The sequence below is a fragment of the Cobetia sp. PDI-23MA genome (assembly GCF_059507735.1).
Genome location: NZ_CM183352.1, coordinates 3,284,661 through 3,310,794 on the forward strand (window position 1 = coordinate 3,284,661; position 26,134 = coordinate 3,310,794).

General features: G+C 61.6%; 42 protein-coding genes. 13 read left to right on the forward strand and 29 right to left on the reverse strand.

From position 1 onward, the window contains the following. Positions 1 to 94 precede the first annotated feature (94 nt). The 28 genes from AC5WNJ_RS13880 to AC5WNJ_RS14015 all read right to left on the reverse strand — a co-directional run bounded on the left by AC5WNJ_RS13880 (position 95) and on the right by AC5WNJ_RS14015 (position 17,927). Positions 95 to 847, reverse strand: a complete 753-nt coding sequence (locus AC5WNJ_RS13880) for a phage tail tube protein (protein ID WP_495929960.1) — start codon at positions 845 to 847, stop codon at positions 95 to 97. 52 nt (positions 848 to 899) lie between these two features. Then, entirely contained in the window at positions 900 to 1,394 is a 495-nt protein-coding gene (locus AC5WNJ_RS13885; protein WP_495929961.1) for a hypothetical protein, read from the reverse strand. A gap of 21 nt (positions 1,395 to 1,415) precedes the next feature. Continuing rightward, entirely contained in the window at positions 1,416 to 2,024 is a 609-nt protein-coding gene (locus AC5WNJ_RS13890) for a phage tail protein (protein WP_176677863.1), read from the reverse strand. A gap of 2 nt (positions 2,025 to 2,026) precedes the next feature. Further along, complete coding sequence (locus tag AC5WNJ_RS13895) at positions 2,027 to 2,344, reverse strand: head-tail joining protein (RefSeq protein ID WP_176493351.1); 318 nt, start codon at positions 2,342 to 2,344, stop codon at positions 2,027 to 2,029. Positions 2,345 to 2,348: 4 nt separating this feature from the next. Further along, positions 2,349 to 3,344 (reverse strand): major capsid protein, encoded by a 996-nt coding sequence (locus tag AC5WNJ_RS13900; protein WP_495929962.1) that lies wholly within the window; start codon positions 3,342 to 3,344, stop codon positions 2,349 to 2,351. 99 nt (positions 3,345 to 3,443) lie between these two features. Continuing rightward, entirely contained in the window at positions 3,444 to 3,860 is a 417-nt protein-coding gene (locus tag AC5WNJ_RS13905) for a head decoration protein (RefSeq protein ID WP_495929963.1), read from the reverse strand. A 21-nt stretch (positions 3,861 to 3,881) separates the two neighbouring features. Then, positions 3,882 to 4,946 (reverse strand): head maturation protease, ClpP-related, encoded by a 1,065-nt coding sequence (locus AC5WNJ_RS13910; protein ID WP_495929964.1) that lies wholly within the window; start codon positions 4,944 to 4,946, stop codon positions 3,882 to 3,884. 9 nt (positions 4,947 to 4,955) lie between these two features. Then, on the reverse strand, positions 4,956 to 6,443 hold the full coding sequence (locus tag AC5WNJ_RS13915) for a phage portal protein (RefSeq protein WP_404626694.1): 1,488 nt from the start codon (positions 6,441 to 6,443) through the stop codon (positions 4,956 to 4,958). A gap of 1 nt (position 6,444) precedes the next feature. Then, positions 6,445 to 6,684, reverse strand: coding sequence for a head-tail joining protein (locus tag AC5WNJ_RS13920; protein WP_043336586.1), 240 nt, complete (start codon positions 6,682 to 6,684; stop codon positions 6,445 to 6,447). A gap of 31 nt (positions 6,685 to 6,715) precedes the next feature. Further along, positions 6,716 to 8,779, reverse strand: a complete 2,064-nt coding sequence (locus AC5WNJ_RS13925; protein ID WP_495929965.1) for a phage terminase large subunit family protein — start codon at positions 8,777 to 8,779, stop codon at positions 6,716 to 6,718. After that, positions 8,772 to 9,272: a DUF1441 family protein gene (locus AC5WNJ_RS13930; RefSeq protein ID WP_495929966.1), complete on the reverse strand. Its 501-nt coding sequence runs from the start codon at positions 9,270 to 9,272 to the stop codon at positions 8,772 to 8,774. Before AC5WNJ_RS13930 ends, AC5WNJ_RS13925 begins: the two co-directional genes overlap by 8 nt. A 308-nt stretch (positions 9,273 to 9,580) precedes the next feature. Next, complete coding sequence (locus AC5WNJ_RS13935) at positions 9,581 to 10,078, reverse strand: BRO family protein (RefSeq protein WP_495929968.1); 498 nt, start codon at positions 10,076 to 10,078, stop codon at positions 9,581 to 9,583. Between the two features lie 281 nt (positions 10,079 to 10,359). Beyond that, positions 10,360 to 10,587 carry a hypothetical protein gene (locus AC5WNJ_RS13940; RefSeq protein ID WP_495929970.1) on the reverse strand — a complete coding sequence of 76 codons (228 nt, stop codon included), beginning with the start codon at positions 10,585 to 10,587 and terminating at the stop codon, positions 10,360 to 10,362. Further along, a complete protein-coding gene (locus tag AC5WNJ_RS13945; RefSeq protein WP_317292800.1) occupies positions 10,571 to 10,996 on the reverse strand; it encodes a hypothetical protein in 426 nt (141 codons plus the stop codon). The genes AC5WNJ_RS13940 and AC5WNJ_RS13945 overlap by 17 nt, the downstream gene beginning before the upstream one ends. Continuing rightward, positions 10,984 to 11,337, reverse strand: a complete 354-nt coding sequence (locus tag AC5WNJ_RS13950) for a phage holin, lambda family (protein ID WP_131431534.1) — start codon at positions 11,335 to 11,337, stop codon at positions 10,984 to 10,986. Before AC5WNJ_RS13950 ends, AC5WNJ_RS13945 begins: the two co-directional genes overlap by 13 nt. 44 nt (positions 11,338 to 11,381) lie before the next feature. Beyond that, positions 11,382 to 11,912 carry a glycoside hydrolase family 24 protein gene (locus AC5WNJ_RS13955; RefSeq protein ID WP_225347802.1) on the reverse strand — a complete coding sequence of 177 codons (531 nt, stop codon included), beginning with the start codon at positions 11,910 to 11,912 and terminating at the stop codon, positions 11,382 to 11,384. Positions 11,913 to 12,019: 107 nt separating this feature from the next. Further along, entirely contained in the window at positions 12,020 to 12,448 is a 429-nt protein-coding gene (locus AC5WNJ_RS13960) for a type II toxin-antitoxin system death-on-curing family toxin (RefSeq protein ID WP_495929972.1), read from the reverse strand. 6 nt (positions 12,449 to 12,454) lie between these two features. Beyond that, positions 12,455 to 12,625, reverse strand: coding sequence for a hypothetical protein (locus AC5WNJ_RS13965; RefSeq protein WP_495929973.1), 171 nt, complete (start codon positions 12,623 to 12,625; stop codon positions 12,455 to 12,457). 273 nt (positions 12,626 to 12,898) lie between these two features. After that, the gene (locus tag AC5WNJ_RS13970) at positions 12,899 to 13,456 is read right to left on the reverse strand and encodes a hypothetical protein (protein WP_495929974.1); all 558 of its coding nucleotides are present in this window, start codon (positions 13,454 to 13,456) and stop codon (positions 12,899 to 12,901) included. Positions 13,457 to 13,491: 35 nt separating this feature from the next. Continuing rightward, positions 13,492 to 14,028, reverse strand: coding sequence for a VRR-NUC domain-containing protein (locus tag AC5WNJ_RS13975; RefSeq protein WP_495929975.1), 537 nt, complete (start codon positions 14,026 to 14,028; stop codon positions 13,492 to 13,494). After that, positions 14,025 to 14,327, reverse strand: coding sequence for a hypothetical protein (locus AC5WNJ_RS13980; RefSeq protein WP_417285594.1), 303 nt, complete (start codon positions 14,325 to 14,327; stop codon positions 14,025 to 14,027). Before AC5WNJ_RS13980 ends, AC5WNJ_RS13975 begins: the two co-directional genes overlap by 4 nt. Before the next feature lie 178 nt (positions 14,328 to 14,505). Continuing rightward, positions 14,506 to 14,862, reverse strand: a complete 357-nt coding sequence (locus tag AC5WNJ_RS13985) for a hypothetical protein (protein WP_495929976.1) — start codon at positions 14,860 to 14,862, stop codon at positions 14,506 to 14,508. Continuing rightward, the gene (locus AC5WNJ_RS13990) at positions 14,849 to 15,598 is read right to left on the reverse strand and encodes a hypothetical protein (RefSeq protein ID WP_495929977.1); all 750 of its coding nucleotides are present in this window, start codon (positions 15,596 to 15,598) and stop codon (positions 14,849 to 14,851) included. The genes AC5WNJ_RS13985 and AC5WNJ_RS13990 overlap by 14 nt, the downstream gene beginning before the upstream one ends. Next, positions 15,540 to 16,469, reverse strand: coding sequence for a DnaT-like ssDNA-binding domain-containing protein (locus AC5WNJ_RS13995; protein WP_495929978.1), 930 nt, complete (start codon positions 16,467 to 16,469; stop codon positions 15,540 to 15,542). Before AC5WNJ_RS13995 ends, AC5WNJ_RS13990 begins: the two co-directional genes overlap by 59 nt. Next, on the reverse strand, positions 16,466 to 16,681 hold the full coding sequence (locus AC5WNJ_RS14000; protein ID WP_495929979.1) for a hypothetical protein: 216 nt from the start codon (positions 16,679 to 16,681) through the stop codon (positions 16,466 to 16,468). Before AC5WNJ_RS14000 ends, AC5WNJ_RS13995 begins: the two co-directional genes overlap by 4 nt. Before the next feature lie 41 nt (positions 16,682 to 16,722). Next, positions 16,723 to 17,043 carry a hypothetical protein gene (locus AC5WNJ_RS14005; protein WP_495929980.1) on the reverse strand — a complete coding sequence of 107 codons (321 nt, stop codon included), beginning with the start codon at positions 17,041 to 17,043 and terminating at the stop codon, positions 16,723 to 16,725. 81 nt (positions 17,044 to 17,124) lie between these two features. Next, positions 17,125 to 17,619 (reverse strand): phage regulatory CII family protein, encoded by a 495-nt coding sequence (locus AC5WNJ_RS14010; RefSeq protein ID WP_417285599.1) that lies wholly within the window; start codon positions 17,617 to 17,619, stop codon positions 17,125 to 17,127. Between the two features lie 62 nt (positions 17,620 to 17,681). After that, a complete protein-coding gene (locus AC5WNJ_RS14015; RefSeq protein ID WP_345947308.1) occupies positions 17,682 to 17,927 on the reverse strand; it encodes a transcriptional regulator in 246 nt (81 codons plus the stop codon). Here AC5WNJ_RS14015 and AC5WNJ_RS14020 point away from each other — a divergent pair. Then, the gene (locus AC5WNJ_RS14020; protein WP_495929982.1) at positions 17,823 to 18,698 is read left to right on the forward strand and encodes an XRE family transcriptional regulator; all 876 of its coding nucleotides are present in this window, start codon (positions 17,823 to 17,825) and stop codon (positions 18,696 to 18,698) included. The two genes, AC5WNJ_RS14015 and AC5WNJ_RS14020, sit on opposite strands and share 105 nt — an antisense overlap. A gap of 320 nt (positions 18,699 to 19,018) precedes the next feature. Continuing rightward, complete coding sequence (locus tag AC5WNJ_RS14025; protein ID WP_176676543.1) at positions 19,019 to 19,294, forward strand: hypothetical protein; 276 nt, start codon at positions 19,019 to 19,021, stop codon at positions 19,292 to 19,294. A 349-nt stretch (positions 19,295 to 19,643) separates the two neighbouring features. On the opposite strand, the gene AC5WNJ_RS14030 is transcribed toward AC5WNJ_RS14025, so the two are convergent. Further along, positions 19,644 to 20,534 (reverse strand): DUF6694 family lipoprotein, encoded by an 891-nt coding sequence (locus AC5WNJ_RS14030; RefSeq protein WP_495929983.1) that lies wholly within the window; start codon positions 20,532 to 20,534, stop codon positions 19,644 to 19,646. Positions 20,535 to 20,750: 216 nt separating this feature from the next. On the opposite strand from AC5WNJ_RS14030, the gene AC5WNJ_RS14035 reads away from it, so the two are divergent. From AC5WNJ_RS14035 to AC5WNJ_RS14085, 11 genes are all read left to right on the forward strand, one after another. Beyond that, the gene (locus tag AC5WNJ_RS14035) at positions 20,751 to 21,038 is read left to right on the forward strand and encodes a hypothetical protein (RefSeq protein WP_495929984.1); all 288 of its coding nucleotides are present in this window, start codon (positions 20,751 to 20,753) and stop codon (positions 21,036 to 21,038) included. Between the two features lie 96 nt (positions 21,039 to 21,134). Beyond that, on the forward strand, positions 21,135 to 21,752 hold the full coding sequence (locus AC5WNJ_RS14040; protein WP_495929985.1) for a hypothetical protein: 618 nt from the start codon (positions 21,135 to 21,137) through the stop codon (positions 21,750 to 21,752). Beyond that, entirely contained in the window at positions 21,749 to 22,663 is a 915-nt protein-coding gene (locus AC5WNJ_RS14045) for a DNA cytosine methyltransferase (protein ID WP_495929986.1), read from the forward strand. The genes AC5WNJ_RS14040 and AC5WNJ_RS14045 overlap by 4 nt, the downstream gene beginning before the upstream one ends. Positions 22,664 to 22,682: 19 nt before the next feature. After that, the gene (locus AC5WNJ_RS14050) at positions 22,683 to 22,856 is read left to right on the forward strand and encodes a hypothetical protein (protein ID WP_225347789.1); all 174 of its coding nucleotides are present in this window, start codon (positions 22,683 to 22,685) and stop codon (positions 22,854 to 22,856) included. Beyond that, on the forward strand, positions 22,853 to 23,479 hold the full coding sequence (locus tag AC5WNJ_RS14055) for a hypothetical protein (RefSeq protein WP_495929987.1): 627 nt from the start codon (positions 22,853 to 22,855) through the stop codon (positions 23,477 to 23,479). Before AC5WNJ_RS14050 ends, AC5WNJ_RS14055 begins: the two co-directional genes overlap by 4 nt. Next, entirely contained in the window at positions 23,476 to 24,195 is a 720-nt protein-coding gene (locus AC5WNJ_RS14060; RefSeq protein ID WP_495929988.1) for a helix-hairpin-helix domain-containing protein, read from the forward strand. Before AC5WNJ_RS14055 ends, AC5WNJ_RS14060 begins: the two co-directional genes overlap by 4 nt. After that, positions 24,192 to 24,410 carry a hypothetical protein gene (locus AC5WNJ_RS14065; protein WP_495929989.1) on the forward strand — a complete coding sequence of 73 codons (219 nt, stop codon included), beginning with the start codon at positions 24,192 to 24,194 and terminating at the stop codon, positions 24,408 to 24,410. Before AC5WNJ_RS14060 ends, AC5WNJ_RS14065 begins: the two co-directional genes overlap by 4 nt. Then, positions 24,407 to 24,985: a hypothetical protein gene (locus AC5WNJ_RS14070; protein ID WP_495929991.1), complete on the forward strand. Its 579-nt coding sequence runs from the start codon at positions 24,407 to 24,409 to the stop codon at positions 24,983 to 24,985. The genes AC5WNJ_RS14065 and AC5WNJ_RS14070 overlap by 4 nt, the downstream gene beginning before the upstream one ends. A 184-nt stretch (positions 24,986 to 25,169) precedes the next feature. Beyond that, complete coding sequence (locus AC5WNJ_RS14075) at positions 25,170 to 25,358, forward strand: hypothetical protein (RefSeq protein WP_495929992.1); 189 nt, start codon at positions 25,170 to 25,172, stop codon at positions 25,356 to 25,358. A gap of 247 nt (positions 25,359 to 25,605) precedes the next feature. Beyond that, positions 25,606 to 25,782 (forward strand): hypothetical protein, encoded by a 177-nt coding sequence (locus AC5WNJ_RS14080; RefSeq protein ID WP_495929994.1) that lies wholly within the window; start codon positions 25,606 to 25,608, stop codon positions 25,780 to 25,782. A 14-nt stretch (positions 25,783 to 25,796) separates the two neighbouring features. Beyond that, complete coding sequence (locus tag AC5WNJ_RS14085) at positions 25,797 to 26,126, forward strand: helix-turn-helix domain-containing protein (protein ID WP_495929996.1); 330 nt, start codon at positions 25,797 to 25,799, stop codon at positions 26,124 to 26,126. The last annotated feature ends 8 nt before the right edge of the window (positions 26,127 to 26,134 follow it).

Sequence of the window (26,134 nt, forward strand, 5' to 3'; positions counted from 1 at the left end):
GTGGCGGGTGTGGATAACTCAGAGGCGGCCGGATCTCCAGCCGCCTGGAATAAGCCCCAGCAGCTGAGCCGCTGGGGTGGTAGTGCGGTGATGCTTAGCGCGCCATGGCTACCTTGAAGTAACGCGACACGCCGGCACCGACCTTGCTGGAATCGACCAGCAAGCTGCCATCGAGCGACAGCTCGCCAAAGTCGTCACCGATCAGCGCCAGGCCAGTGGTCGGGCTGAACTTGACGCGGTGCGCGGTGACAGTCACGGGGCGGTCGCTCTCGGCTTCGTTCAAGCCATCGAACACCAATTCGTATTCGTCGCCGCTGCCGGTCATGGCCTCGATCACATCAGCCGCTGCGCTGGTGTAGTCGATGGCGACCACATCGCCCTCAGAGATAGCACCGCCCTCGGTCACGTAGACGCCGGCACCGGTGATCTCGTAATCGACATCCTCGATGGCCACATCACCCGCGCCATCGGGGTCGATGGTGACAGTGATGCTCTCGGAGCGGTCAGGCGTTTTGCTGAGCGCCAGCAGGGTGCCAGGGTAGGCGGTGTGACGCTCGCCAGTGACGGGGGCGCTCTGCACCTCGGAGCGAGTACCGCGCAGCGCCATCGCCACGTTTTCGGGGCGCAGCTCCAGCATGGTGATGCTCGCGCCCACGCTGCTGACGCGCTGGATCTCGTTGGCGTTGCCGCCGCCGGCCTGGGTGTAATCGGATTGGGTCAGCGTGTCCGTCTCGACAGAGAACTCGAGGGCGGAACAGTTGCCGACTTGCTTGAGGCCGCCACCGCTTGAGCGGTTGCGCAGATACACCATGCCTTTGCCGAGATAGCTATAGGTTTTCGTGGCCATGTTGTGGCTCTCCAAATATGCGGGGTGGTGGGTGTCGTGCAGTGATGCGCGGTCAGGTGTAGTGCTCGACGCACTCCATGGTCACTGGCATGGATGCCAGGGCGTAGCGGGAATCCTCGGCCAGTGCATACTCGGCCGCGCCCAGCGTCACGCCGTTGTGCTTGAGCACGCGCGTCAGATCATCGCTCTGGTCCATCAGCAGGCACCGGCGCAGATCGGCCAGCCCTGCCTCGAGTGCCGTCTCGCCGGCGGTCGCATCGTCCTCACTGCGCGGCAGTGCATCGACCACCAGCACCAGGCGCGCGTCAGTGCTGAGCTTGGCGCGATTTTGCCGCGTGTCGGTGGGGCGCTCGGTGTCAGACTGCAGCGCCAAAATCGGCACATGCTGGCGAGCACCCAGTGCCAGAATCCAGAATCCCCGCCAGACGCTCAGACCGAGATCGGTGTGATAGCCATTGGCGCGCATGATGCTGGCCAGCCTGGCCTGCAGCGCGTGCATGGCTTGTGTGGTGATCGGCAGCTCAGGCGCTGCCAGTGAGTCGGGCATGGTGACCTCTCAGAGAATGGGTCAGCTCAGGCGATCAAACTGCCTGATGAACTCATCAGCGGCATGCTGCATGGCCTGGGGTGCGACAGTCGCGCGCACGTCAGACCACACCTGGTACACGCTGGGGCCGTGCATCACGCGGTAATCGCTCGGCCCATCGCCGGTGCGCTCTGCCGGTGCCCACTGGCCACTCCCAGCAAGTCGCACCCAGAATGCGCCCTCGATCCGCTTGGTGCCGCCGCCAGTCTTCACCCTGACGCCCTTCACGCCTGCCGCCTTGCGACCTGCTGCGATGCCCCGTGCTGGGTCACCCTTGAGGCCGCGCCGGCTGCTGGCCTTCACGGTGCGCATCTTGGCCCCGTAGCGAGTCAGCAGCACCGCGCGAGGATTGGCCGCAATCCGCGTCGAGAGATCCGTCGAGGTGGCGAAGGTGCGCACCTTGAGATTGTCATTCACATAGCCGGCAGAAAGTGCCACCTGCTGGCGTATCGCGGCGCTGCCCAGAGTACGGGCACGCCGCGCGGCAGAATTGAGCGCGAGCTGCGCCGCCTTGGCCGCCGCCTTGGGTGCCAGGCGGTAGGCATCAGCGACGCCCTCGAGGTCGCGCAGATCCAGGCTTGTCGCTGCCATTGTCAGTACCTCGAGGCTGTCCAGCGCTGCTCGAATCCGTCATCGCCAATTGGCTCGAGCAGCGTCCAGCGGTCATCGGGTTTGCCGGTGTCGATCAGCGTGCCCCGATCCACCCGCCCCACCTCCTCAGTGAGCACACCGATCTCACACCGCGATTCCAGCACGATGCCAAAATCGTCAGTAATGGTGGCGTCACGGTCGATGATGATGCGGGTGGGGATGGGCGCGCCGCCACGCGGGGTAACGGTGGCGGGCACGCTGAGGCCGCCGACACCGAACAGCAGCCGGTTAGCTGCTGCCTCGATCTCGTCGATGCTCATTGGCTCAGGCCGTCTCGACCAAACGGATGCACGCGCCTGGGCGAGTGTTGAGAATGATCGGGTTAGATTGGGCCTCCAGCTCCACGCCCTTGCCGTGCGGCAGGCGGTCGGTGCTGGAGTAGAACGGCAGGCCGATAGTGTTCACAGCCTCGACGTAATCGGCCGGCGCATAATGCGCGAGGAACATGTCCGGCACGCCCATCGGGATCACGATAGCCTCGCCGGTGGCGACAAAGGGCTGGCCGGCGACATTGCCCACGGCGCGCTCCCAGGTGATGCCACCGAACTCGAAGGCGTCGCGGCCATCGCCGCGCAGCTTGTCGCTTTTCTGGTAGATATACGCCTCGCGCACGCTCGGATTGCTGAGCAGCTTGCGCCAGAAGCTGCGGCCACAGAACGCATGCGAGCTGGTGTAAGGCTGCATCTTGAGCGCATCCTCGATGTACTCGTTTACGTCCAGCGCCTTGGCCTGCACATCAGTGCCCTCAGAGCTGAGCGCCATCTTGACGGTCTTTTGCTGGATGCCAAACGCGCTATAGAGATCCGTCAGCACGGTCTTGCCGTCAGCGTCCAGAATCTTGCCTTTCAGCGCGCCCATGCGCTGCCACTCGAGGGTGGCGTCGATACGGCGCGCCATACGTGCCAGGCGGGCATCAACCAACTGCTGCACGCCCTCGAGCTGGTCCTCGCTGCCGAAGGCACGCACGTTCTGCACTTCATCCGCGAGGATGGTGTCAGTCACCGGCAGGTGTACGGCATTGAAGGTGACGCCGGTGCGCTTGTTGCGCTTGAGCGGGTCTGCCGGCGCGCCACGCTCGCCAGCCGGCACCAGCGCCAGGGTGTCGCCATCCTTCTCGACGGTGGCGGTGGTAGTGGCAATGCCGGCTTCTTCAAAGATGCCCAGCTGGCCAAGGCGAGACGGCACGTAATCGGCTTCATTGATCGAGGCCGTCAGGCTGCCGATAGAGAAGATGTCAGAGGAGAAAATATCAGCGGGCATGTCGCCCTCCTTGAGATGTCGGGTACGGTCGGGGTCGTGCGCTAGAAACGACAGCGCCGCCCAGTGGGCGGCGCATCAGACGGTGTAAGTGCGGGTCATTTATTCGACGGCGGGATCTTCAACGACAAGCACGCCCACCGGCAGCTCGACACCGCGCAAGATGATGCCGGCCTGAGTGAGCGCGGTATTCATCGCGCCCAGCTGGCCGTCGTTCATGCCGTCAGTCCAGGTGATCGCGGTGCCATTCACCTCGCAATCGCGCACATGCGCGACGGCCGGCACCGGCCCATCAGTGGCATCTGCCGGTCCATAGAGGATGCCAGCAGCGATCTCGGTGCCATCGCTGGCAGTCGGGTCATGCGCCACGTAGGTGCCATCGGTGGCCATGGCCAGCACGGTGCCGGCCGCCAGTACGCCAGACGCGACCACAATGGCCTCGCGCGAGCGAGAGCCGGCAGCCTCTGAGAGTACGTGCTCGCCGGTACGGGCCGGCTCAGTGTGTTTAATCGGGGTCATGATGCTCTCCAGGTGGTGCGGTTAGGATGCGCTGCGAGCGCGGCGGCGGGCATAGATGCCCTGGGTGTCGATGCCGGCACGCTGGCCACCCTCGGGCGAGTGGCTGGAATGCACGCCGGCGCTCGAGGCAGCGGCCACGTCGAAAACGTATTCGCGGGCGGTATCGGTCTGCATGTCGCTGGCGACCAGCTTGGCGAGCAGCTGGTGCTGGCCGGTGGTGGTGCAGGTGTCGATGATGGCGACCACGCGCTCACGCTCAGCCGCGACAGCCTCGCGCTGCAGGGCAGCGGTATCAGCCGCCGGCGCGGTTGCCGGCTTGTCACGCCAGGCGAGAATCTGATCGCCCAGCTCAGCGGCGCGGGCCTCGGCCTGGGCCGGCTCGATGTCGAAGGCCAACGCCAGGGCATCGGCGGCGCTCATGGCGCTGGGTGCCGGTGCAGGCTGAGCCGGTGCGCGCTGCTGCTCGAGGTGGTGCTGGGCAGAGCGGCCGGCAGCGGCCAGGGCGCGGGAGTAATCGCCAATCGAGGCGGCCGCTTTGAGATCAGTATCCACGGCGTCGATCAGTCCCAGCGCCATGGCGTCCTCGCCGGTCATCCAGGTTTCTGCGCGCATCGCCTCCTGAATCTCAACGCGGCGCGGCTCGCCGGCACGCGCGACGAACAGCTCGAGGATGCCATTGCGGATAGTGTCGAGATCATCCGCGAGCTTGCGCATCTCGGTGGCGTTGCCCATGGCGACGGTCCACGGGTCGTGGATCATCAGCAGCGAGCCGGTAGCCATCTCGCGGCGATCCCCGCCCATGGCGATGGTCGCGGCGATAGAGGCGGCGATGCCCTCCACGCGCGTGGTTACCTGGGCCTTATGGCCGCGCAGATAGTTGGCGATAGCGATGCCATCGGCCACGTCGCCGCCTGGCGAGTTGATATGCACGGTCAGTGTCTCGACATCGCCCAGCGACGCGATGGCGTTGATAAACGCGCTGGCCGTGGTGCCGTCACCGCTCCACCAGTCGATGCCGATCTGGTCATTGATCCACACGTCAGCGTGGCGGCCATCAGCGGCCGCCTGTACTTCAAACCATTTCATGGTGATTCCTCATTGGTCGGGGTCGGCGTCAGGGTCTGGGTCGCTGGCCTGCGCGGTGCCGTTTTTGGCCACGCGGCGCGGGTCAGAATCGAGCACCAGCCCCTGGTCATCTGCGCTCACGTTGCCGCGCGCGATCTCTTTGTCGAGCTGATCGAGCGACCAGCCGCGCTCTGCTGCCGCCTCGCCGCGAGGCTTGAAGCCGGCGCGCACCTCCATCAGATCGGCGGTGACCTCCTTCACGGGGTCCACCCATTGCCACTTGGGCGCGATCCAGTCGATGGCCAGCAGATCCGCGCGGCGGCGTGCGTAGTCGGGAATGACCAGCGCCCCGCTGCTGACGGCGGTATCGAGCCACTTGGCCGCGATAGGTCGGCACCACTTGTGGATCACCAGATCGGCCTGCAGCATCTCAGCCCGCCGGCGGAACTCCAGCAGCCCCGCACGGATCGAGGAATAATTGACGCCCTGCAGATCGCCGGTCAGCTGCTCATGCGTCAGGCCGGCACCGCGCGCCACCGCGTGCATCTCGGTGCGCAGCCAGTTGGTGTAGCTGCTGCCAATGTCGGGCGGGTCGGAGAATGTCACCTCCTCGCCATCCTCGAGGTAGTGGATGCCGCCAGGCTCGAAGGCGTCGATGCCCTCGCCTGGCTCGCCATCCTCGACATGAGTGCCAAAGAATGGCCCTTCATCCTCGGGGTCGGCATCGGCCTTGCGTTTGACGAATGCCCCGAACAGCTGCGCCAGTTTCTGGCGCGCGAGGGTGGCATCCTGCATGGCGTCGATCTCATAGAGCCTGACGATCACGCTGGTCAGCTCAGGCACGCCGCGCAGCTGGCCAGGGCGGGTGCGCCGGAACAGGTGCAGCACCTGATCAGCCGGCACCGGCACGCGAGCATTGATCTGCGCGGTCAGCTTCTCGGCAGGGTGGTAGCGCCAGAGATGGTAGGCGCGGCGCTGGCCGATGCCGTCCATCTCGATGCCCATTTTGATCACGCGGCCGCTGAGGGTGGTGGAGTGGCTGGCGTCCAGGTGGTCGGCCTCGATCACCTGGAGCTGCAGCGGCACGCTCAGGCCATCGCTGAGGCGGCGATAGCGGAAACGCCCCAGTACCTCGCCGGCCTCGAACTGACTGCCAATCGCCAGCGCCTGCAGCCCATAGAAGCTATCCAGGCCATCGGCGTCGGCCTCGCCTGCCCAGCGGTCCCACAACGCCTGAATCTCAGGATCTGACCACTGGGGTCTGATGCCGGTGCCCACCAGGTTGGCCACGTAGCTCTCGCGCGCGCCGCTGGCGTATGCGTTGTTGCGCACCGCATGGCGCGAGCGCGACTTGAGCAGCGGCAGCGAGTGAGCAATGGCGGCATTGGGGCCGGTGGTGGTCACGCCCCGCCCTGCCATGCGTCGGCCCTGGCTTGCCCCTTCATAGGCGCTCGCCTTGATCCCCAGCCGCGAGGCGGCACGGCGCATGCCCCGCGAGAGGGTGCTGATCACGCCCATATCACAGCCCCTTTGATGTCGTGGTGTAGCGGGTGCGGGATCTCAGCCGGCGGCCGATATGCGAGGCGCTGGCCACTTGTGCCGCGATGGTGCGCTCCAGCTCGCGCAGCTTGTCGATGTCGGCATCTGCATAGCTCAGCGTTTTGCCGTTGGCCGTGCGAAACGATGTCACCCGCTGGCCGGTGGCCAGATCGAGCACCGCCTGGCGAACGCGAGCGAGATCATCAGCGGTATATGCCATGGGGTAGGCTCCAAAGGTTGCCGGCCACGCCCTATAGGCGCGACTTGACCACCCGCCGGCGCTTGCGCGCGGCCGGTGGCTTGGGTTGAGTGACGGCGGGGGTGGCGTCTGGCGACTGCGAGATCAGCGCGTTGTCGTCCCAGGCGGCTGCCCAGGGCGGCGGCGCGTTCCAGTCGATGCGCTCGCCTTTCATCAGGATGAACAGCGCCAGGTTGTACACGCACAGATCAAACGCCTCATTGGGTCGCTTGCCTGGCTTGCGCCATTTGCCGCTCGCGGGGTCGCGGATCTCATACGTCAATTCGTCATACCACCAGCGCCCCAGCCAGCTGGGTGTATGCAGGTAGCCCGCGCCGGCGTTGTCGCGGTCCATCATCGCGGCAACGGCGTCTTTCAGCAGATCGGTGCCCAGCAAGTAGAGCGGCACGTCGCCGCGCGCAGTGGATTGGCGCGACTTGCGGCCAGTGTTGTCTGGCCATGTCTTGCGCACTCGCGAGCTGCCGCGCGTGCTCGAGCCTTTGACCAGGAAGGCGCGCGACTGCAGGCCATCGCGGCGCAGCCGGCGGTGCCAGTCATATGCCTGGCTGGTCACGCTCTCCTCGCCCTCGCCCTCGCCGCCGGTATCCACCGCGATGGATGCCACCGGCATGCGGCGGCCGCTGCCGTCCTCGAGCTTGTAGCTGCGCAGCAGCACATCACGGGTCAGTAGATCCCAATCCTCTGGCTGGGTGGCCGGCGAGATGGGGCGCGGCTCCTGGTCATTGTCGGGGCCGCGATCCTCCTTGATGTTGAAGCGGTCGATCACCCAGCACTCGCGGTGCGCGCCCCAGCCCTGGATCTGCACGACAAAGCGGCGATCCTTGCCGCCCTGAACGTCCACGGCAGCGGTCAGGAAGCGCACGCCCTGGGGCACGGTGCGGCGCTGGTAATCCTCGGAGCGATCAGCCAGCCGCTCGCTCGAGCGTTGCGTGGCTGCGCGCCGGCGCAGATACGGCCGGCCCCAATCGGTGTTTATCACCGCCTTGAGCGTTTCCTGACTGTCAGTCTGCTGGTAAGTCTCCTCGGCACGCCTGAGCTTTTCATTCAGCGACGCCCAGGACTGGAAGGCCGCGGCCGGCCCCTCCATCCAGAATGAGGCGATGCGCGATCGCCGCGGGGTGCCGATCATCTCGCCGGCCTCATCGAGCTGGGCACCCTCAGGCACCCAGCGGCCGGCCAGGTTGAGCTGACGCTTTGCCGTGGGGTCGATCTCGGTGCCGCAATGCGGGCAGAACACGCACCCCGCCTGCCGCGAGAAATTGTCCATCACCGGCGGGAACCACTGCCGGCAGTGCGCCTCGGGGCATTGCCAGTACCAGAGCCGCCGGTCGCCGGCGTTGAACAGATCCAGAATGCCGGTGGTGGGCGGTGCCATATGCGGGGCATCGTCGGGTCGCCGCCAGTCGGGATCGGTGATCTCGCGCCCTGGCGAGGACTCGGCCAGCGTCATACCGGTGGAGCCAAATGTCTGGGTACGCTTGCTGGCGAGCAGGAAGGCGCTACCCTCGCCATCCACGTCATCGGGCAGGCGGTCAAAATCGGTGATCAGTACGAACTGATAATCGCTCGAGGCCAGGACGTTCTTTGACGGCCATTTGATGCCCAGGTAGTTGCCGGCGCGAAAGGTCTTGTCATGCACGTTGTTGTCGTGGCCGCGCGGACTCATGCGGCCGACCAGGCGAGGCGAGTTGACCAGCATGCGGTCAATGCGTTTCTTGCTGAACTCGCGCGCCTTCTCCTCACTGATCTGCACGATCAGGCCATCGCCTGGATCACACTCGATCTTGTAGGCGACATAGCCATCCACCAGGGCATTCGTCTTGCCGGTACGCGCGGGGCCGACAAAGATCACGGCGTCATAGAGCCGCGATCCCATGCAATCCAGCGGCTCGCGCATATAAGGGGTGGTGTCTGCGCTCCAGTCGCGCACGGTGCCATCACCGCTGACCACCTTCATGACCTCGGCCGCTGACTCGCTGGGCTGGATGCGGCGAGGCGGCCGGATCAGCTCGGCCACGTCGCGCCGGATAGAGGCGGCACTGGCGGTGCTAGTCATCGTCAGCCTCTCCATCATCCGCGATTATTGCCTGATACATCTGCTCGCGTAGCGCGTCGGTCACCTGCTCCACTAGCTGGATATTCTCGGGAGCCAGGCCGGCGTCGCGCTCCAGCATGTCGGCCAGCGAATCCAGGCCACTGGCCACCGCCTTGGCCAGTCGGCTCATCTCGCGGTGCGCCTCCTCCACCGGCACCAGCAGGCGCAGCTGCTGCTCGAGCTTCACGCGCTCGGTTTCGGACTGGTACCAGGCTTTGCGATCCTGGGGCGGCAGATCATCGGGATCACCGCCGGCGACCCCGATCATGTCGGAGTACAGCGCGGGGCCGACATCCGCCAGGGCATAAACGCTGGTACTGCCACGCTGGCCGGCCGGCACTACACCAGCGGCGCGCAGCCGCTTGCGCACGGTATCGCGGTGCAAGCCGAAGGCGTCAGCAATGCGCGTGATATTCCAGTGGTACGCCTCTTTTAACGCGCTGATGTCTGCCATGCGCTGGCCACCTCTGCTGATCACGTCACTGCCGAAGCATCGGCACCATCGGCACCTCGAAAGTCAATAGCTACGCGGGATTGCACGCGGTGCTGCTGCCGACGCTAGAAACCCGAAAAAATGCCGAGATCCGCGAGTCTGCGCCCCCGTGGTTGCTTCACCCCTAGCCAGAAGGACCCGCGATTTTTCTGCAGGCCGCGTGGTTGCTGGGCTGCAGGCCGGTCACGGCCTGTCAGGCATTACCGCGATGTGAGTAATTTTTCATTTGCTCTTCGCTCCACGAGCCGCGACCGGGGAAAGGAAAGTGCTTAAGAGTCGAGAGCGAGCGACAGCTGCAGCCTCTCTTGCCAATACTCAGCACGACTCTCCATAGCTCTCTTGTCCTGCTTCCATCGGGATAACCCCCGACCTTCATCGCTTGCCTGAATCCGCCTATCCTCGAGGGAAGCGATTGCCGATTCATACTGACGGCGCACGTAATCTCCCCCCTGATGAAGTGCATCGAGGATATCAAGCACCCAGCGCCGAAATTCCTTGGCCTTCTTGGTGCGGGCAAACATTCCGATCAAGTGAGCGCCACGAAGCGAGAAGACGCGCGTTTCTTTGAGCTGGCCATGCTGGTCGGTCAATTTGACCGAGGAGGTCATTGTGTCCGAGAACTCATCCCGGTTTCTGGAGTAGATGCGAGTTACAGCACTCGCATCCTTGTACCCCAAGGCTTGGGCGATTTGCGATCCCTTGGCCCACGCCTCGCCATTGCGTGTGATCAACTCGATCTTCGTGCCTTTGAATACCATCGTTTCCATAGGTGCCATCCTCTGGGATAGATCATGTTCACACGGGTTTGGCAGCCCACAGATTCGACACCAACTGCCGACCCCATGACCTATCCCGCAGAACTCTGTGTTAAGCGCCGTGTGAAGGGCGTGGAAGAAATCTTTACTTAACCTGCTGATATAGATGAATTCCCGCAGAGGAAGGGAGTTGCTATGACCCTCCGAATTTAATGCGAGTCTCCAGCGAAGTAATGATGAAGCGCCCACAAAAAAGCCCCACCGGATGGCAGGGCTTTTCAATTCTTGTGGTGTTACTCAACAGTCGTCTGCTCGGCACCATCAGGGCCATCGGCCAGGCGCTCGAGGATCGAGGCCGTCGCCGTGCGGTCAGCATTGAAGCGGCGGCGCTGTGACTCATAGTCAGCCAGCAGGCTGAGCAGATCGCGGTTGGATGTCACTGGCCGATCAGGGGCAGGCAATGGATTGAGCAGGTAGCTCGGCACATCAGGCGTGCACTGCCACTCAGTGGGCATCACCACTGGCTTGCTCTCGAAGGCGCTGCAGCCACTCAGCAGCAGCATCAGGCACAGGCCGGTCAGCCCAATCCCCAGTCGGCGCATCGTCTCTCTCCATCCGGCGTGCAGCTGCCCGGGCAGCCATGATTGAACGGTCATCCAGGGCGCGACTAGCCTCGCGTGCCTCCAATGCGACGGACAATCGCTTCATCTGATTGCCGTAATGCAGCGCCATCATCTCGAGCCCGCGGTTGACCGCCTTCTCGGTGGATAGCTCAGCCTTGAGGTCATTGGCATGCTGCTCGGCCTTGGTCGCCTCATAGGTCTTCATCGCACCCCAGCCCAGCACCACTGCCATCAGGACGACCTCGATCTTCACGCCTGATATCAGCTTGCGGCCCCATGCCCACGCGGTCGTGATCAGTGCAGCCATCGTCCCAGCACCTTATCGAAGATGGCGTCAGACTTGGCACGCAGCCACTCGACACCGAGGAAAGCGATCGCAGCCCCGATGGCCACGGCCATGTCCTGATCCAAGCCACCCCAGTCCAGCAGCGGCTTGAGCGCCAATGTCAGGCCACCCACCAGGGTCGCCTCGAGCAATGACTTGTAGAAACGGCCACCGGCATGCAGGCCGCGCAGCAGCGCGATCACGAATGACAGCCCCGCTGCATAGAGGTTGGCTTGATACGGCTGTAGCCACTCCAGCAGCATCTGCCATGTCGATGGATCGCGGTGTGGCATATCGGCGGGCTCGTGGTCGTCATCATGCATATGGCCTCCTGAGTCGGTAGGCCCTGCGTAGTTCGTCGTTATCGTTATGCGATGTGGCCGCCAGCACGCACGTAAACGCCCAGCAGCTCATCGGTATCAAGCTCACGCTGCCCGTAACCTGCCCCCGGCAGGCTCGCCCAGATGCGCCGGCAGGCGTGGATGGCCTCAGCGATGCGTCCGTCATACACCAGCCCAAGTGCCCGACACTGGCGAATCAACTGCTTGGCCGCCTCATCCTGAGAGGCTGGCGAGAAGTCCGGCAGGTGGAAGCGCTTGGCCAGGTCATCCCACGTCCCTACCAGGAACTGGTACCGGCCTGCCGCCGTGCTGTGGATGTTGTACGACTTCAGCCACACCGACTGGCGGGGATGATCATCGAAGCCGTCGAAGGTCTTGCCACCCACCAGCACGTCATAGCCCTCTATCGAACTGAAGCGGGGCGTGCCCTCGGCATAGGCAATGGTGTCCAGGAAGGCCGCCAGATTGCTGGCGTCATCAGCCGCCGGATCAACAGGCGCATCGAAGCCCACCAGCTCGACCTCATCGAGCCAGTGCGCGGGAGCATGTGCAGGCATGGGCATCACCGGTAAGCAGAAACAAGAACGCCCCGCTGGAAAGCCAGCGAGGCGTTATGTGGGGTGGCGCCGGCAAGTCGGCAACCACTGGCTATATCAGCCGTGCTTCAGTTCAGATCTGTTGAGTCGAACTCTCGTGACCAGTAGTAGAGCCAGTCGGCGAACTCTTCCTCAGTGTAATCGTGGCAAGCAAGTCCTTCGTACATGAGCACGATATCTGTCTCCGGTGCCGTCAACTCCCACCCATTGATGAGCAGGAAGTCGAACACACAACCAGCAGCAGTGCGCTTGTTGCCATTTTCAAAGCAATGGTTCTGGACTAGAGAAGACCCAAGCACCGCAGCCAGCGTAAAGATATCGTCCGTCTGCGCGTAGCTTCGATACATGCAAGGGCGTTGCTGAGAGCTCTCCAAATTGCCTTGGCTCTTGATGCCGCATGGCTCTTTGGGAGTCAGCGCCAGCATGCGTTGATTCATGCTGACGATATCTTCAACCGATAGATAGCGAATGCCGCCAATGCCGTCTTCACACGTCACGTAGCGTTATACCTTGGCCAGTTCGCGGTAAGCATTCTCATAGCGAGCGAAGGAACGCTCACGAGCTTTCTCGATCTGAGCACGGTGATCACCAAGGCAGGGGCGAGCAGTCGCGGTCTGACCTTCCTTGCGGGAAGGGATGACGAGTCGCTCTTTTTTCATAAGTGCCTGATTCATAGTGACCTCCAAAGTCTCAGTGGCTACCGACAAAAACGCCCTGTGCCATTGGCCAGGGTCGTCGTCGCGTGCTCACGAGTGAAGGCTACGCCAATCACCTGTAGAGTTCAATATAGCTCACGCTGGCTCACTCACTATCACCACACCTCAGAGCAGATACGAAAAAGCCCCGCCAGATGGCAGGGCTTTGAAATGAGTGGTGATCCAGAGACGCAAGAATCACACAATAGCTGGATCGTACCCTCTCGCGGCCGCTTTTGCAACATGTGGTAGTCAGGCAGCCATTTCAGCCTGAGAAAGCACCATATACAGTAGTGAATCACGACCGCGCGCTGCTGCTTTTCGAAGCGACGTAGATGACTTGAACGGCGCCACCTTCACCGCCCCGGGCACCCAGCCCAGCCGCGCCAGGATCGCCACCTGCGCCGCCACGGCCTGCGATTGGGTCATCATGCGCGGCGACTGGCAATGCTGTACCGGCGGAATCGCATAGGCCGCCAGCAGTACCGCCATGCGCTGTCGATCACTCAGGCGTGACAGCAGCGCCGCCGCCATCGTCCGCCACTGGCTTTCCTGCTGATAACGTTCTGCCGCCTTGCCAACGTGATCCACCAGGCCCGTGCACTCACCACGCCCTTCCCCCATACCGCCCACCGATGACACCTGATGCCATCCGGCATTCTGATGGCGTAGCCCGGTGCGATACTCGATCTCTTCCTCGAGCAGCTCATCCAGAGCATGCGCCAACGCCTGCTGACGCCTCACGCCCTCCGGCAGCTTCTCGATCAGGCGGAAGGTCTCCGCCAGCCCCATATCCTCGATCCGCTGCATGTCCTGCCCTCCTGCTCCGGGTTACTACGTGAGCACTATGCCGTTGCCTTGCGCCACTCACTGCCATGCGGCATCACCTCCGGCTCACCGGCCACCACTGTCTCGGGCCAGCTCGCATAGGCCACCAGCACCGCCTTGGCCTCATCCACGCCCTTGGCCAGCACTGCCAGATAGCCATTGCCCTCCATCTTCTCAAGCCATTCGCGCTGAGACTTCGCCAGGGCAGCATCATGTGGCGGGGCCGCTTTGAACTCGATGTAGAGGCCGTGATACCCACCGCGAGCCGTGGCCACCACCAGATCACTCACCCCAGCCCGCACGCCCTGCATCTTGAGGTCTGCCGCCGTCTTCTTGTTGCGCTGGCCACCATTGGGGACGTGGAAGGTCACACCATGCAATAGCTGCCCCACCTGCATACCGTTCTGCTGCTGTGCGTACAGCCAGCGAATCAGCACCTTCTGCTCCAACCCTTCACGGTCGATGCGTGGCGCCGGCTTGCGGGCTTGGCCGGCGGTACGGTTCGGCGACTTGCGGGCCGCCACCTTGGCGGAAGGATGTGTTGCCCAGCTCATGACGATGCCCTCACCTGATTGGATTGCCAGCGGCGATAGTTGGTGATGATCCGGCGCAGCATGTGCGCCGCCCTCGGCTCGTGATCAATCTCGGCACGACTCTTTACCCCACAGGCCGTGCGAATGAAGTCCACCGCGTCTTCCTCCTTGTGCGTACCATCCGGCAGCACGTTGGTGTCGATGCCATGCCGGGCGCGACGCGCCTGATCCAGATAGCGATGGAACCCCTCGGCCTGGCACAGCATCGCGGCCTTGCGGGCCAGTGGTCCTCCAACGGGCTTGGGTGTGGCCTCTGTCACGCTTGCCCCCTCAGTCGCTCACCATTGGCATTGAAGCGGGGAGCGCCCAAGGCAATGCAGCGCGTGCACGTCCCCAGGCATCCCGCCATCTTCTTGACGGCCACTCGCCTACCGCAAGCAAAGCAGCGGCGCAGGGATGAACGATTTGGGCGCTTGAAGCTGCCGGCGGGTCGATAGCTCACTGCAGCACCCCCAACATATCCGGCTGACGCTTTACCGGTGCCAAGCGGATCAGGCGGTATTCATGTGCGGCACTGTCTCCACGCCGGCGGCTCTCCACGATCAACCCATGCTGGCGCCGCAGATCTCGCAGGCGGGCACTGATGGCTGCCTCACTATCCAGTCGATCGAAGCGCTTGCGGATCTCGGCAGCCAGCTCATGCAACATCAGCCACGAGCGCGATTCACTGAGTGCCAGATACGTCCGACCTAGCTGACAAGCCGGATTGTCCAGCGACGCGCGGCGCAGACGAGTCGCACCAGCAGGATTGGTACCGATACCCGTGGTGATTGCCTGATTCTTATGATTCGCCATGTGCCAACCCTCCTCGCATCATCTTCAGTGCCTGGGCAGGTGTGATACCTGCCAGCTCACCCGCTGCTTTACGGGCCTTCTCCTCCCCCGCCCGAGCCGCACGCTCCGCCGGTGACAGCTGGCCGTCATGCCCAATGGCCGCTTGCGGCTTGAGGTCTTCACCCCGGGCAAAGCGCTCCACCACCTGCTGGTAATACACGCGGAAGGCACGTTCGTGCTTGTCCATGCGCTGATAGCTGGCAGAGGCCATGCCGTGAAGGTCCATGTGCTCGCCCGCGGCGGCGATGGCCTCATGCGGGTACGGCTTGCCAGTGAATGCGTGGTCCTGCAATGCCTGCCAAGCGGTATCGAAGTCCGGCAGGCCCATGCCTTCCGGCGTCATCTCGCAAAGCTCAGCAAAGCGCATCGCGGAGTCAGGCGGGAAGGCGTTGCCACGCTGTCTGAGTGACTTGGCAGTGCGGGCCTTCTCGGCTTGTAGACCGCAGCGCAAGTGCTGGGTGCTCAGGTGACCCAAGGCCGCCAGCCACTCACCATCCACATCACAGCTCACCCATTGGCCGTCCTGCTCCATGCCCCAGCCCATCTCGCGGCAGTGTCGGTGCCAATGAGCGCCATGCAGCTGTCCCAGGCGATCGAACAGCGCATCCACCGCCTTCTGACTCACCCGGGGCAGGTCATCACAGCCACTCGCCATCGATGACGTCGCCGGACGGCGGCTGGCCTTCGGCTTGTTCACGGCGGCGCTGCTCAATGAGTGCACGCCCTTCAGCGGCTGAGAGTTTCGAGTTACGGATTGGACCAGTTGAGCGACGGCTTCCATGGGTGCCTCCAGCGTTGCGTGCAGTGTTGTTCGATGAAGTGTTGGCGTTCTGGCTCATGCGGGCCTGGCGGGCTGCCTCTCGCTTGCGGTTCTCACTCACCCAGCGCACGAAGCGAGTGCACCAAGCATGGGAAGAGTGATAACGACCGGGCTGATCCGCGAAATGCGAGGTGAAGTCCGCCAGCTCGGCGGCATCCCATGTCAGGTCAGGCTGACCACGGCGCACTGTTTCCGTCTGCCAGTGGGTGGCATCCGGCTGCCAGTCCAACGTCATCGGCACCTGACGGGCGCCGGCAGTCGCTTGCGGCTGGCCGTTGTCTGCCTGCTGGGCAGCATTGGTGAAGATCGGGTGCTCGGCCTGCGCAGGTGCGGTAGCGGCAGGCTCAGCGGGCTCAGCTGGAGTGGCATCAGGCTCAACCGGGGCCTCTTCCTCATCGCTACCCGCCATCAGCGCCTCAAGCTCTTCCGGTGACGGCTCATCGGCGGACTGTGGCTGTTGAGTCACGCCCATAGCGAGACGGTAGAAGTTCGAGGTCTGACGGCCAGCCGGTGTCTTGCGGGCCACTACCGTCATCGCCCCTTGCTCAACCAACGCCTCTATCGACCGCTGCACCGTGCGCGTCGTGCAGGACATCTCCTCAGACAGGCGGCGAATGGACGGCCAGCACACGCCCTGCTCGTTGGCGTAATCAGCCATCAGCAACAGCAGAAGACGCGGGAAGGCCCTAACAGACTCGGGCATCTCAGGCATTACTTCGCGTGCCCAGCTCATCGCTTGCAGACTCATGCCTCGGCCCCCGCCAGTGTCAGATACTTGGCAGCACGGGCCTGATGCCACTGCATACTGCCCAGATCGCCACCCTTGTCACCGCGGCGGGCCGCCAGCAACGCATTGCACTGGTGCCAGACGGCATAGGCCGCGTGATATTCGCCGGCGAGGCGCGGCTGGTCTGGCAGCATCTCCTTCAGCTTGGCGACCTTGCGGCCAGCACGGGACATCTCTGTCTCAAGGCGTGCTGAACTCATTCGTGCCGTGATGCTCATGCCGGTACCTCATCGCCCTTGGCTGCCACGCCCAGTGACAGGCGCTCGAAACGTCCTGCCTCGCTCATGTGGTGATCGATCGACAACGTTCGGCGGGCGTCTTCTCGGGCCGTCTCACCCTGCCCCTTGCCGCACTCCAGCAGGGCCACTACGGCCAGGTGGTGCTGCATGCTCATGCGCAGATCAATCACGCCACCCACTCGCTCACGCTTCTCGATCATCACCGCCAGCCGATAGGTCTCAGCCTTGAGGGACTCACAGCTCCAACCGCGATAGCTGGTCAACATCTGCCTGGCTTCACTCGTCTTGATCGTCATGCCATACTCCCTTGGCGTTTTGAGATGCTTCCCCCGTACTGGTTTGGTCGCCTTCGGGGGATTTTCATATCTGGTGCCCGGTTACCGGCCCACCACCTTCAGCGGCTTGCGCATCGCCTGCAGCTGCCCCATCAAGGTGCTCATCTGCTGCTCGATGGCCTTGTGCTGCGCCTCAAGCTGCGCCGCCTCTTCCTCGTCTACCTCTCCATCTGCTATCGCCGCCTGAATCAGCGCCGCCATCGCGCCCTGCCCCTGCTGGGCATCCAGCACTGACGCGAACACGTCACCACGGCTCACCTCGCCCTTCTCGCAGCGCGGCACCGCCACCATGCCCAAGTGATCAAGGAACGGGGCGATCAGGCGCAGCTGGTGCTCGCGGTCCACGTTCCAGAAGATCCCCACCACGTCGATCAGTCGCATCGGCATGGGGTCGTCCTCGGCCACTCGGCGGTAAAGTGACTTCACCGACATGCCGATATCGCTTGCCAGCACCTTGGGGCAGCACTCGAAAACCACGTCGTGTACCGCGTCCAGATAGGCATCCATGTCACGTTCGGGGGCTGTATGGCTGTCCATGGTGAATCTCTCCGTGTTCGTTCCGTTTAAGCCGATATGGGCGGCGGGCTAGGCTGTGAATGTCAGGCGGTGTGCTTATCGCGGCCAAAGACTCGTGGACAAAGGTGTTCAGCCAGAAACGCTCCATCGGTTAATCGCTCTGCTCTCAGGGCCGCTGCGGGCGACATTCCATTTGTGCCGCAAACCCAGTGGGAGACAGACCCTTGATCAACCCCCAAAGCCTCAGCAGTCTTTCGTTGGTTCCCGAAGTGGGCGACAAGACGCCTGTAGATATTGCTCATACAACACCCCTCTATGCGATTTCTCATATTCTAGAGCATGCGAAATCTCATTTGCAACAACATGAGCATGCGCATAACAATCCGGCCATGGAACTCAAAGACAGAATTAGGTCTGCCCGAAAGGCAGCCGGACTCACCCAGGTTCAGCTAGCCGAGCGAGTTGGAATCGACCAATCGGTCATCTCCAGTCTCGAGCGAGGTAAGCACCGGGGTTCGACACATACGATCACCATTGCGCATGCGCTTGGCGTCAGCGCGAGATGGCTGGCTACTGGCGAAGGCGAGATGGCTGATTCTTGGGCTGCCACCAAAAGCGACGCCAGCGAGCTAGTGCTCCATGAAACGGAAATCGTGGACGGCGATGAGCCTCTCCGGGATGACGAGGTAGAGATTCCATATTTTCGTGAGGTTGAGATGGCGGCTGGCAATGGCCGCACGCAAGTCATCGAGAACCACGGGGCGTACATGCGCTTCAGTCTGCCGCGCCTGGCGCGTGCCGGGGTAGACCCCAAGCAGGCCGCCTGTGCCACTGTCTCTGGGGATTCCATGGAGCCAGCCATCTTTGACGGCTCCCCCATCGGCATCGACAAGAGTTGCCGTCATATCATCGACGGCAAGGTGTACGCCTTGGATCACGGCGGCATGCTGCGCGTGAAGCGCCTCTACCGCTTGCCGCTAGGTCGCATGCGGGTGGTCAGTGACAACCACATCGAGTATCCGGAGGAGGTCTACACCCTGGGCGATCCGGATGCCCCGAAGATCATCGGTCGTGTCTTCTGGTGGGAAACCTTTGCCTGAGAAATCCTCGCGCGCACGCGTAACCAGAGAGAGTGGTTCAAGTAGGTAGGTTCTAGGTACGACACCAGAGTCACCCTGACCCTGACACCAGTGTCACCCTGACGCCTGTGTCACCCTCCCAGTGCTTCACCCTGAAAGCCCCTTCAAACGAATGATCGACCCGCCCACCGTGGCGGGTTTTTTATTGCATGCGACATAGCCCCAAAGCTCAATATGGGAAAAATATGCGTAATCTCATTGACCAATAATATGAGCATTGCCATAATCACTCACATCGACACGGCACATCGCCATCGTCACTGAGTGGATTGGAGCAGCCCATGACCGACACAGCCCGCAAGCATCGTTCAGCCATCACCCTCGCCGTCATCGTCGGCGGTCTGGTCACGCTCGCCAGCCTCACCCAGCAGACCGATGGCCCGCGCCAGCTGACCGCTAGCGAAGCCGAATACTGCGAGATGACCGCCATGTGGCAGGAAGATGCCAAGGCCGGTTTCGCTGAATCACAGCGCCGCGGCTGGCCGGACTTCCACGGCAATGCCGCCAGCCTCTGCTCCCCTCAGATTACGCATGGTCAGCAGCTCGCCAGTCGCTGATCACGCCTCGCCCCACGGCCAGCAGGTGGTGCCAGTGGGATTGCGAGCATAACCACCCGCAGATAAGGCGCCGGTTCCTCCCTTGCGCTAGCGGCCTTACCCCCGACACCTGGGCAAGTGGTGTGACAGCTGGAGAGACAGCGCTTATCAGAGGGCATCGGCAGTTGCCGGTATCGCCTGATGAGTTAACCAAGCCGCTGGTATAGGCGGCCGACGCGATGACCAGGCAAAGGAGCCTGAGAGCCGAGGGCGAACTGGACATGACGCCAGTAGCCGAGCCGACGATGTACCTCTCCATGAGAGTGCATCGGCAAGCCATTACCCAAAGTGATGGCTTACCGATGTATTGTTATTCAGAGAACTCAATATCGATAACTTGAGCTACAGCCTTACCCTCAGCCCAATCAGTCAAAGGGGTATCCAAAGTATAATACTTACCTTTGCCCATCTCTTTTACATAACCAGCCTTGAGCGGTTGATTGGAACTACCATAGGAATACTTACTAACAAGAACAGGATTATATTCTTCTTCGAAAATGGTAATCCCTTTTTCATTTTGAAAGTAAACTACGACCTTTACACGATCTAGGCTCTTTGAACCTTCATTTTTAAGAGATAGTCTGACAGCAGGTACATTCTCTTCGCTGTAGGTATCGATTCTTTTAGCTTCGAACTCAGTTATTACAACTTTATCCATGTAGTTATTTTTCTCGATAAAGTCATGCATTTCTTCTTCAACATTTTCAATGCCATCCTTCGCATACGCTACACCGGCAGGCACTTGGTTCATTTCTTCATATTTTTTTAATGCTTCCTTGAATTTTTTATTCTCGAGTAGCTGCTCGGCCTCTTTTTTTAACGCAGTAATCTTTCTTTCTTCTTCCTTTCTCTTTTCATCAATAATTTTACCCCTTTTAATTTCGGCTTGGTGTTTAGATATGATTTCATCCCCTGTCAATCCATCGATCACTTGCAGATTTAGATTAAACTGAGCCTCATTCGACATACCAGCAACATCGCCGCTAAATGCTTTTTCCATAATAGAAGCAATACCAGACTTTCCGCCAATGCTAAAGTACATCAGAGCTTTCTGGAATTCCTTTTTTTTCCCAGATGAGAGCTCCTGCATTATCTCTTGCGAGGACTCTTTGATTGTCTCTTCATTAGTTGCATCAAACTTCTCAGGACCAAAACATCCAGAGAGAAAGACAAGCAAAGAGAGAACAACAATTTTTTTCATAAACACCTCTTCCTTAAGGTTTAACGTATTTCCAACACTAAATCATTAGAATTCAAATTCACTATATAAGGAATGATTCGTAAATCAAACAAGTTATCTCACGTAAAAATGTCTCTCGGCGCATCTTGCCCACCCCAACCGGTGGGCCTTTTTGTGCTCACACGCCAGTCTCTTCTGGGGGCTGACCTGTGCGCTCAACCACTAAAGGAGGCCAGCATGACGCTCTTTCTTCGATCTCGGGTCACCGTCGATGGCATCACCGCGACGATGGCGGAACACGCCGAGCGGCTCGGTATCGGGGAAGGGACACTCATGTCCCGCATGACGCGCTTGGGTCGTCATGACCCGATACTACTGCTTGAGCCAGCCACCAGGTCTCGTAAGCCAGTACCATCACCCAGTCAAGAAGAGATCATCAGCACCTTGAGACGCACGCCCGCCGGCCTGTTGGCAACGGCCAAACGACTGGGCGATTACGCCTCACTCAAACAGGCATCACCATGATTCACCCGCTACTCATCGCCGCCACTTGCCTGGCGGCTTTCTTTTGCCTGCTCACCGGTGGCTGGCTCGACACACTGCTCACCAAGGATGACTGACATGACCCGCGATCAACTGATGGAAAGCCTGCTGCACCTCCCCCACCCGTGGCCGCGGCCCGAGACGGACTGCAATCTGCCGACCGACAACGGCCACGGCGATCTCGAGGGCTGGATCAAGGGCCCGACCAACAACGAATGGCACTACGCATGGATAGGCGCCCATGAGCGCCGCATCGTCATCACCCGGGAACAATGGGAAGAGGCGCTACTGGCACACGTCCAACACCTCGAGCGGCCAGTCAGCGATGCGGTCGCAATCACCTCAGCAGATGAAGTCGATCCAAGCGACTGGAATGGCGAGGGCCTGCCGCCGGTGGGTGCGGTGGTGGAGGTTAGCCATGGTTGGTCTGATAAATGGGTAGAGGCTCGCATCATCTACATCGACAGCCGCCACACGATCTGCACCTCAAGCGATTCGGAGAGAACTGCGCACTTGTACACTGCCAACAATGACTTCCGCCCCATCCGCAGCGAGCGCGAGACGGCGATTGAGGACATGAAGCAGATCACCAAGGCCGCGGCTGACGCTCATAAGCGCGAGCTGCACGGGGCACTGTCGGAAGAGTATCTGTTGGGCGCGCTCTACGATGCAGGCCATCGGAAGGTGAAGGCATGAACGTCATCGACCTCTTCGCCGGTGCCGGTGGATTCAGCACCGGTGCCACTATGGCCGGCTGCAACGTGGCCTGGGCCGCCAACCACTGGCCGGATGCTGTCGAGTGGCACAGTCGCAACCATCCGGACGCAGCGCACATCTGCCAGGACCTGCATCAAGCGGACTGGAGCCAGGTGCCCGCGCATGACCTGATGCTGGCGTCACCCTGCTGCCAAGGCCACAGCAAGGCGCGAGGCAAGGCCAGCGGTAACCCTCAGCACGATGCCAGCCGCTCGACTGCCTGGGCAGTGGTATCAGCTGCCGAGTATCACCGACCGCCAGCCATCCTCGTGGAGAACGTCCCCGAGTTCCTCGATTGGCAGCTCTACCGCCCTTGGGTGCTGGCCATGCAGGCACTGGGCTATGCCGTCAGCCCACACGTAGTAGACGCCGCGGATCTCGGCGCCCCGCAGAACCGCATCCGCATGTTCCTGGTGCTCACCCAGTCCGCCCAGCCACTCAAGCTGAACCTGCCGACACTCGATCACCTGCCGGCCGCCAGCTTCATAGACTTCGAGTCAGGACGCTGGCAGCCCATCGAGAAGCCCGGGCGAGCCGCCGCCACTCTCGAGCGTGTTCGCGCTGGCCGCGCCACCCACGGCGAGCGATTCCTGATCAGCTACTACGGCAACACCAAGACAGGACGCTCGCTGGATCGCCCTATCGGCACCATCACCACGCGCGATCGCTGGGCCATCGTCGATGGCGACCGCATGCGCATGCTCAGCCGGTGGGAATGTCGGTCGGCCATGAGCTTCCCCGACACCTATCAGCTGCCGGACAACCACCGCCTCGCCGTGCATCTGCTCGGCAACGCGGTCTGCCCTACGCCGGTCAGCCACATCATCAAGGCGCTGCAGCAAGCCGCGTGAGCGCCTCCGGAGACACCCCGTGAAGACATCCACCAAGCGCTGCCCTCAATGCGGCAGCACGGCACTGGTGCTGTACAGCAGCACCAACGAGAAGCAATGCGGCGACTGCCACCTGATATTCGAGTGGACGCTCGATGAAGGCCAGCCGCCCTTGGTGGGGCCGGCACGCAACGTACAAGGGAGCAAGGCATGACTGATTACATTCAAGTGGGAAAGCGCTTCACCAATAACGTGGCCGAGCACCAGATGGAGGTCATTCTGGATGAAGGCCTCCATCGCCACCTGCTGTTCAAGAAGCCTGGCACCACTGACCAGCACTTCCGCATCGTGACGTGGCCCGGGTACCTCACCATCTGTGGGGACATGGGCACCTTCACGTTCTACCGCAATGCCGACATGTTCGGCTTCTTCATGGGCTCCGGAGGGGGCATCAGCCCCGGCTACTGGCAAGAGAAGCTGCAAGCCGGTGCCGGCAGTGAAGGATCCCGAGCCATTACAGAGGAGTGGGATGCCAGCGCTTTCAAGAAGAACGTCAGGGAGAGATGGAAAGATTGGCTCTATAGCGACACTTTGCCCGACACCAGCACCACTGAAGAGGTGAAGGAATACCTGCGGTACAACCTGCTCAATTGCTGCGATGAGTTCGAAGCAGTCGCCGCGGTTCGTGACTTCGACTGCGATGAAGCGCCGGACATGCTGGACGACTTCCACGAGACCTCAGACACCCGTTACCGCTACCACTACCTGTGGTGCTGTTACGCCATTGTCTGGGCCATCAAGCAGTACCGCCAGCATGAAGACCAGGAGGCCGCATGAACACTCAACTGCAGCACGATGACCCCCTCGCCTTCGCCATTCAGCAGCAGCTCACCAATGCCGACCTGCGCACCGAGCTGATGGCAGAGCGTCAGCGCAGCAAGGCGCTTGAAGGCAAGCTCAAGCAGGCCGAGAAAGCCGCCAAGGAAGCCCAGCAGCACAAGGACCGCGCCGAACGACTGCGCGCCAAGCTGGACGCCACCGAGAAGCAGGCCAGGCAGATTCGCCACGAGACGAAGCAGGCACTGGACAAGGCCCGTGCAGAAGCCCGTCGAGAGAAGCAGCGCGAGGCAGGCAACCACGCCACCATCAAGAGTGACGACGGCAAGTGCATCGTGCAGCTGGCCTATAACCAGGTGCACATCCATGAGCCGGATCGCTGGTACATGGTCAGCAGTCAGCCGCTCAACAAGGCAGAGAAAGCCCGCGTCGTCTTCTGTGGGCTGATCGACGGCATCCGCGCCGGCGACTACGCCGAATTCGTGGAAGGTGCCATCGGCGCCCTGGCCGCCAAGTGGCGCGCCGACAACCACCGGCTGCGCGTGGAAGACCTCGACATTCCCACCAAGGTGATGCGCCGCCTTGAAGATGCCGGCATCGAGACACTGGCAGAACTTCAGGCAGACGGCATCGAGCAGCAGCTGACGACCATCAAGGGCATCGGGCCGGCCACGATCAAGCAAGTCATGAAGGCGGTTGCCAAGGAGGCTGCATGAGCAAGCAAGTGGAAATCCAGATGGGCGCGCTGGCCCCAAGTATCACGCAGCAGCTGGCTGATCAGGGTGTGGATATTGCCCCCAGCAGATCACAAGCGTGGGATAGCCAGGCCGACGCCATTACTCGATTGATGTTCGCTGACATTCTCACGCCGTCACAGGTAGAGGAAGCCCGCCAGCGGCTGATGAAACACATTGGGGAGATGCTGCAATGACCACTCTACGCGACATGCCGATGGTCACCATCGAGCAGAAGAACCGTTTCCGTGAGGCCGCGCTGAAGGTGGAGGCTGAGCGGGATCGGCTCAAAGTCGAACTCGAGAACCGCAGCCACGAGCCTGATATGTCAGCTTCCGATGCCTACCACTATTGCGCCGACCTGATCGAGCCACATGTGGTGGACATGCCTCATGGCACCGAGTGCAACGAACAATCGCTGTGCCGGTCAGTATGCGGCTCCTTGGCCTACCTGATCGCACACTGGCAGGAGGCTCGAGGGCTTCGTGAGGAGCGGGACCAGATGGCGGCGCTGGCAGAGGATCGCCGTAAGTTCATCGTTAGCGGGGCTGAGCTTGGTTATATCTCGCCACCTTGGGACAAAGATGATCCAGCGTATCGCGTCTTCCAAGAGTGCAACTTGGTGCCATCATTTGCAGCTGCCAGTCATGACGCCCGCATGAAGGCTGAGGCGATGGAGGAAGTGTTACCTATGGTCGGCAACGTTCTGGACAGCATCAAAGTTAAGATGATGGCCGCCAAATACCGCAAGCAGGCGGAGGGCGAGGCATGAATACCCGTACTGATATGCTCGACTTTCCCACCGCGTGGAAAATCCAGCGTGAATGCCAGCTAGAACACCACGCCAACTGCTCTTCTGTTCCGGGGTGGCACCCCATGTCAGGGCCCGGGTTGCTCTGTGACTGCGGGGCTGTGGAACGCGAGTGGGAGCGACTGAAGGCGGAGGGCGACAACCAGTGAACATCACCATTACCGACGCGCTCATCGCCATAGGCATCACGCTGGCCATCTGGGGGCTTATCTCGCTCGTCATCTGGGATGTCGGCAGGCAGGTCAAACGAGCCGAGAAGAAGCGAATTCAATACCTGGAAGAGTTTCTCAAGAGTCGACGACCTCCCCCTCCAGACCATGAAGACAAGCAATAACTCCTTGTAAATCAAGGCATATCGAGAGTCGACGACCTCGACTATCACGGCCACCCATGAGGTGGTTTTTTTGTGTCCACAGGGAGGCCAGATGCGTCAGGTATCGCAATCAACGTGGGAGCCGCCAGCACATGGCCCGTGCCCGCAGTGTGGTGGCAGCGGCACATTCCATGGCGTCTTCCATCGCTCGCCCTGTGCTCACTGCCATGGCACCGGGTACGCCGCTGACGATGGTGAGGCGCTGCCATTGGAAGACCTGATCGTGATGATCAGTCGGCGCCGCGATCATTGGCGACAAGCGCACGCCCAGCTGATGAAGGTGCCCGGCGTGCGTCAGGCCGTGGAGCAATACCAAGCGATGCGACAGGCAGAGCAAGAACGTGAGGCCATGGGCTATGGCTCGGGCCGGTATCAAGGTGACTGATGGAGGCAACGGCAGTGAATCTTCTCACCCCCGAGGCGGTAGCCCGCCAACTGAGCATGAGCCTGAGCTGGGTCTACACCCACAAGCACCAGATTGGCTACGTGAAATTTGGAAAGTCTATCCGCTTTGAGCCGGATGCGGTGGCGGCATATGCTAGTGCCTGCCAGCGTAGCCCAGAGCATGAGGGCAACCGATGGGAATCACAGTCAGATACCGCGAAGCACGCGGGAAATGGGTCGTTACCGAAACGCATCAGGGTCAGCGACATCAATCAACGTTTGACGGGACTCGAGAAGGCGAAAGGCAAGCGCGAGAGTATGCCGCAGCGCGCGAAACAGCACTGAATGAAGCA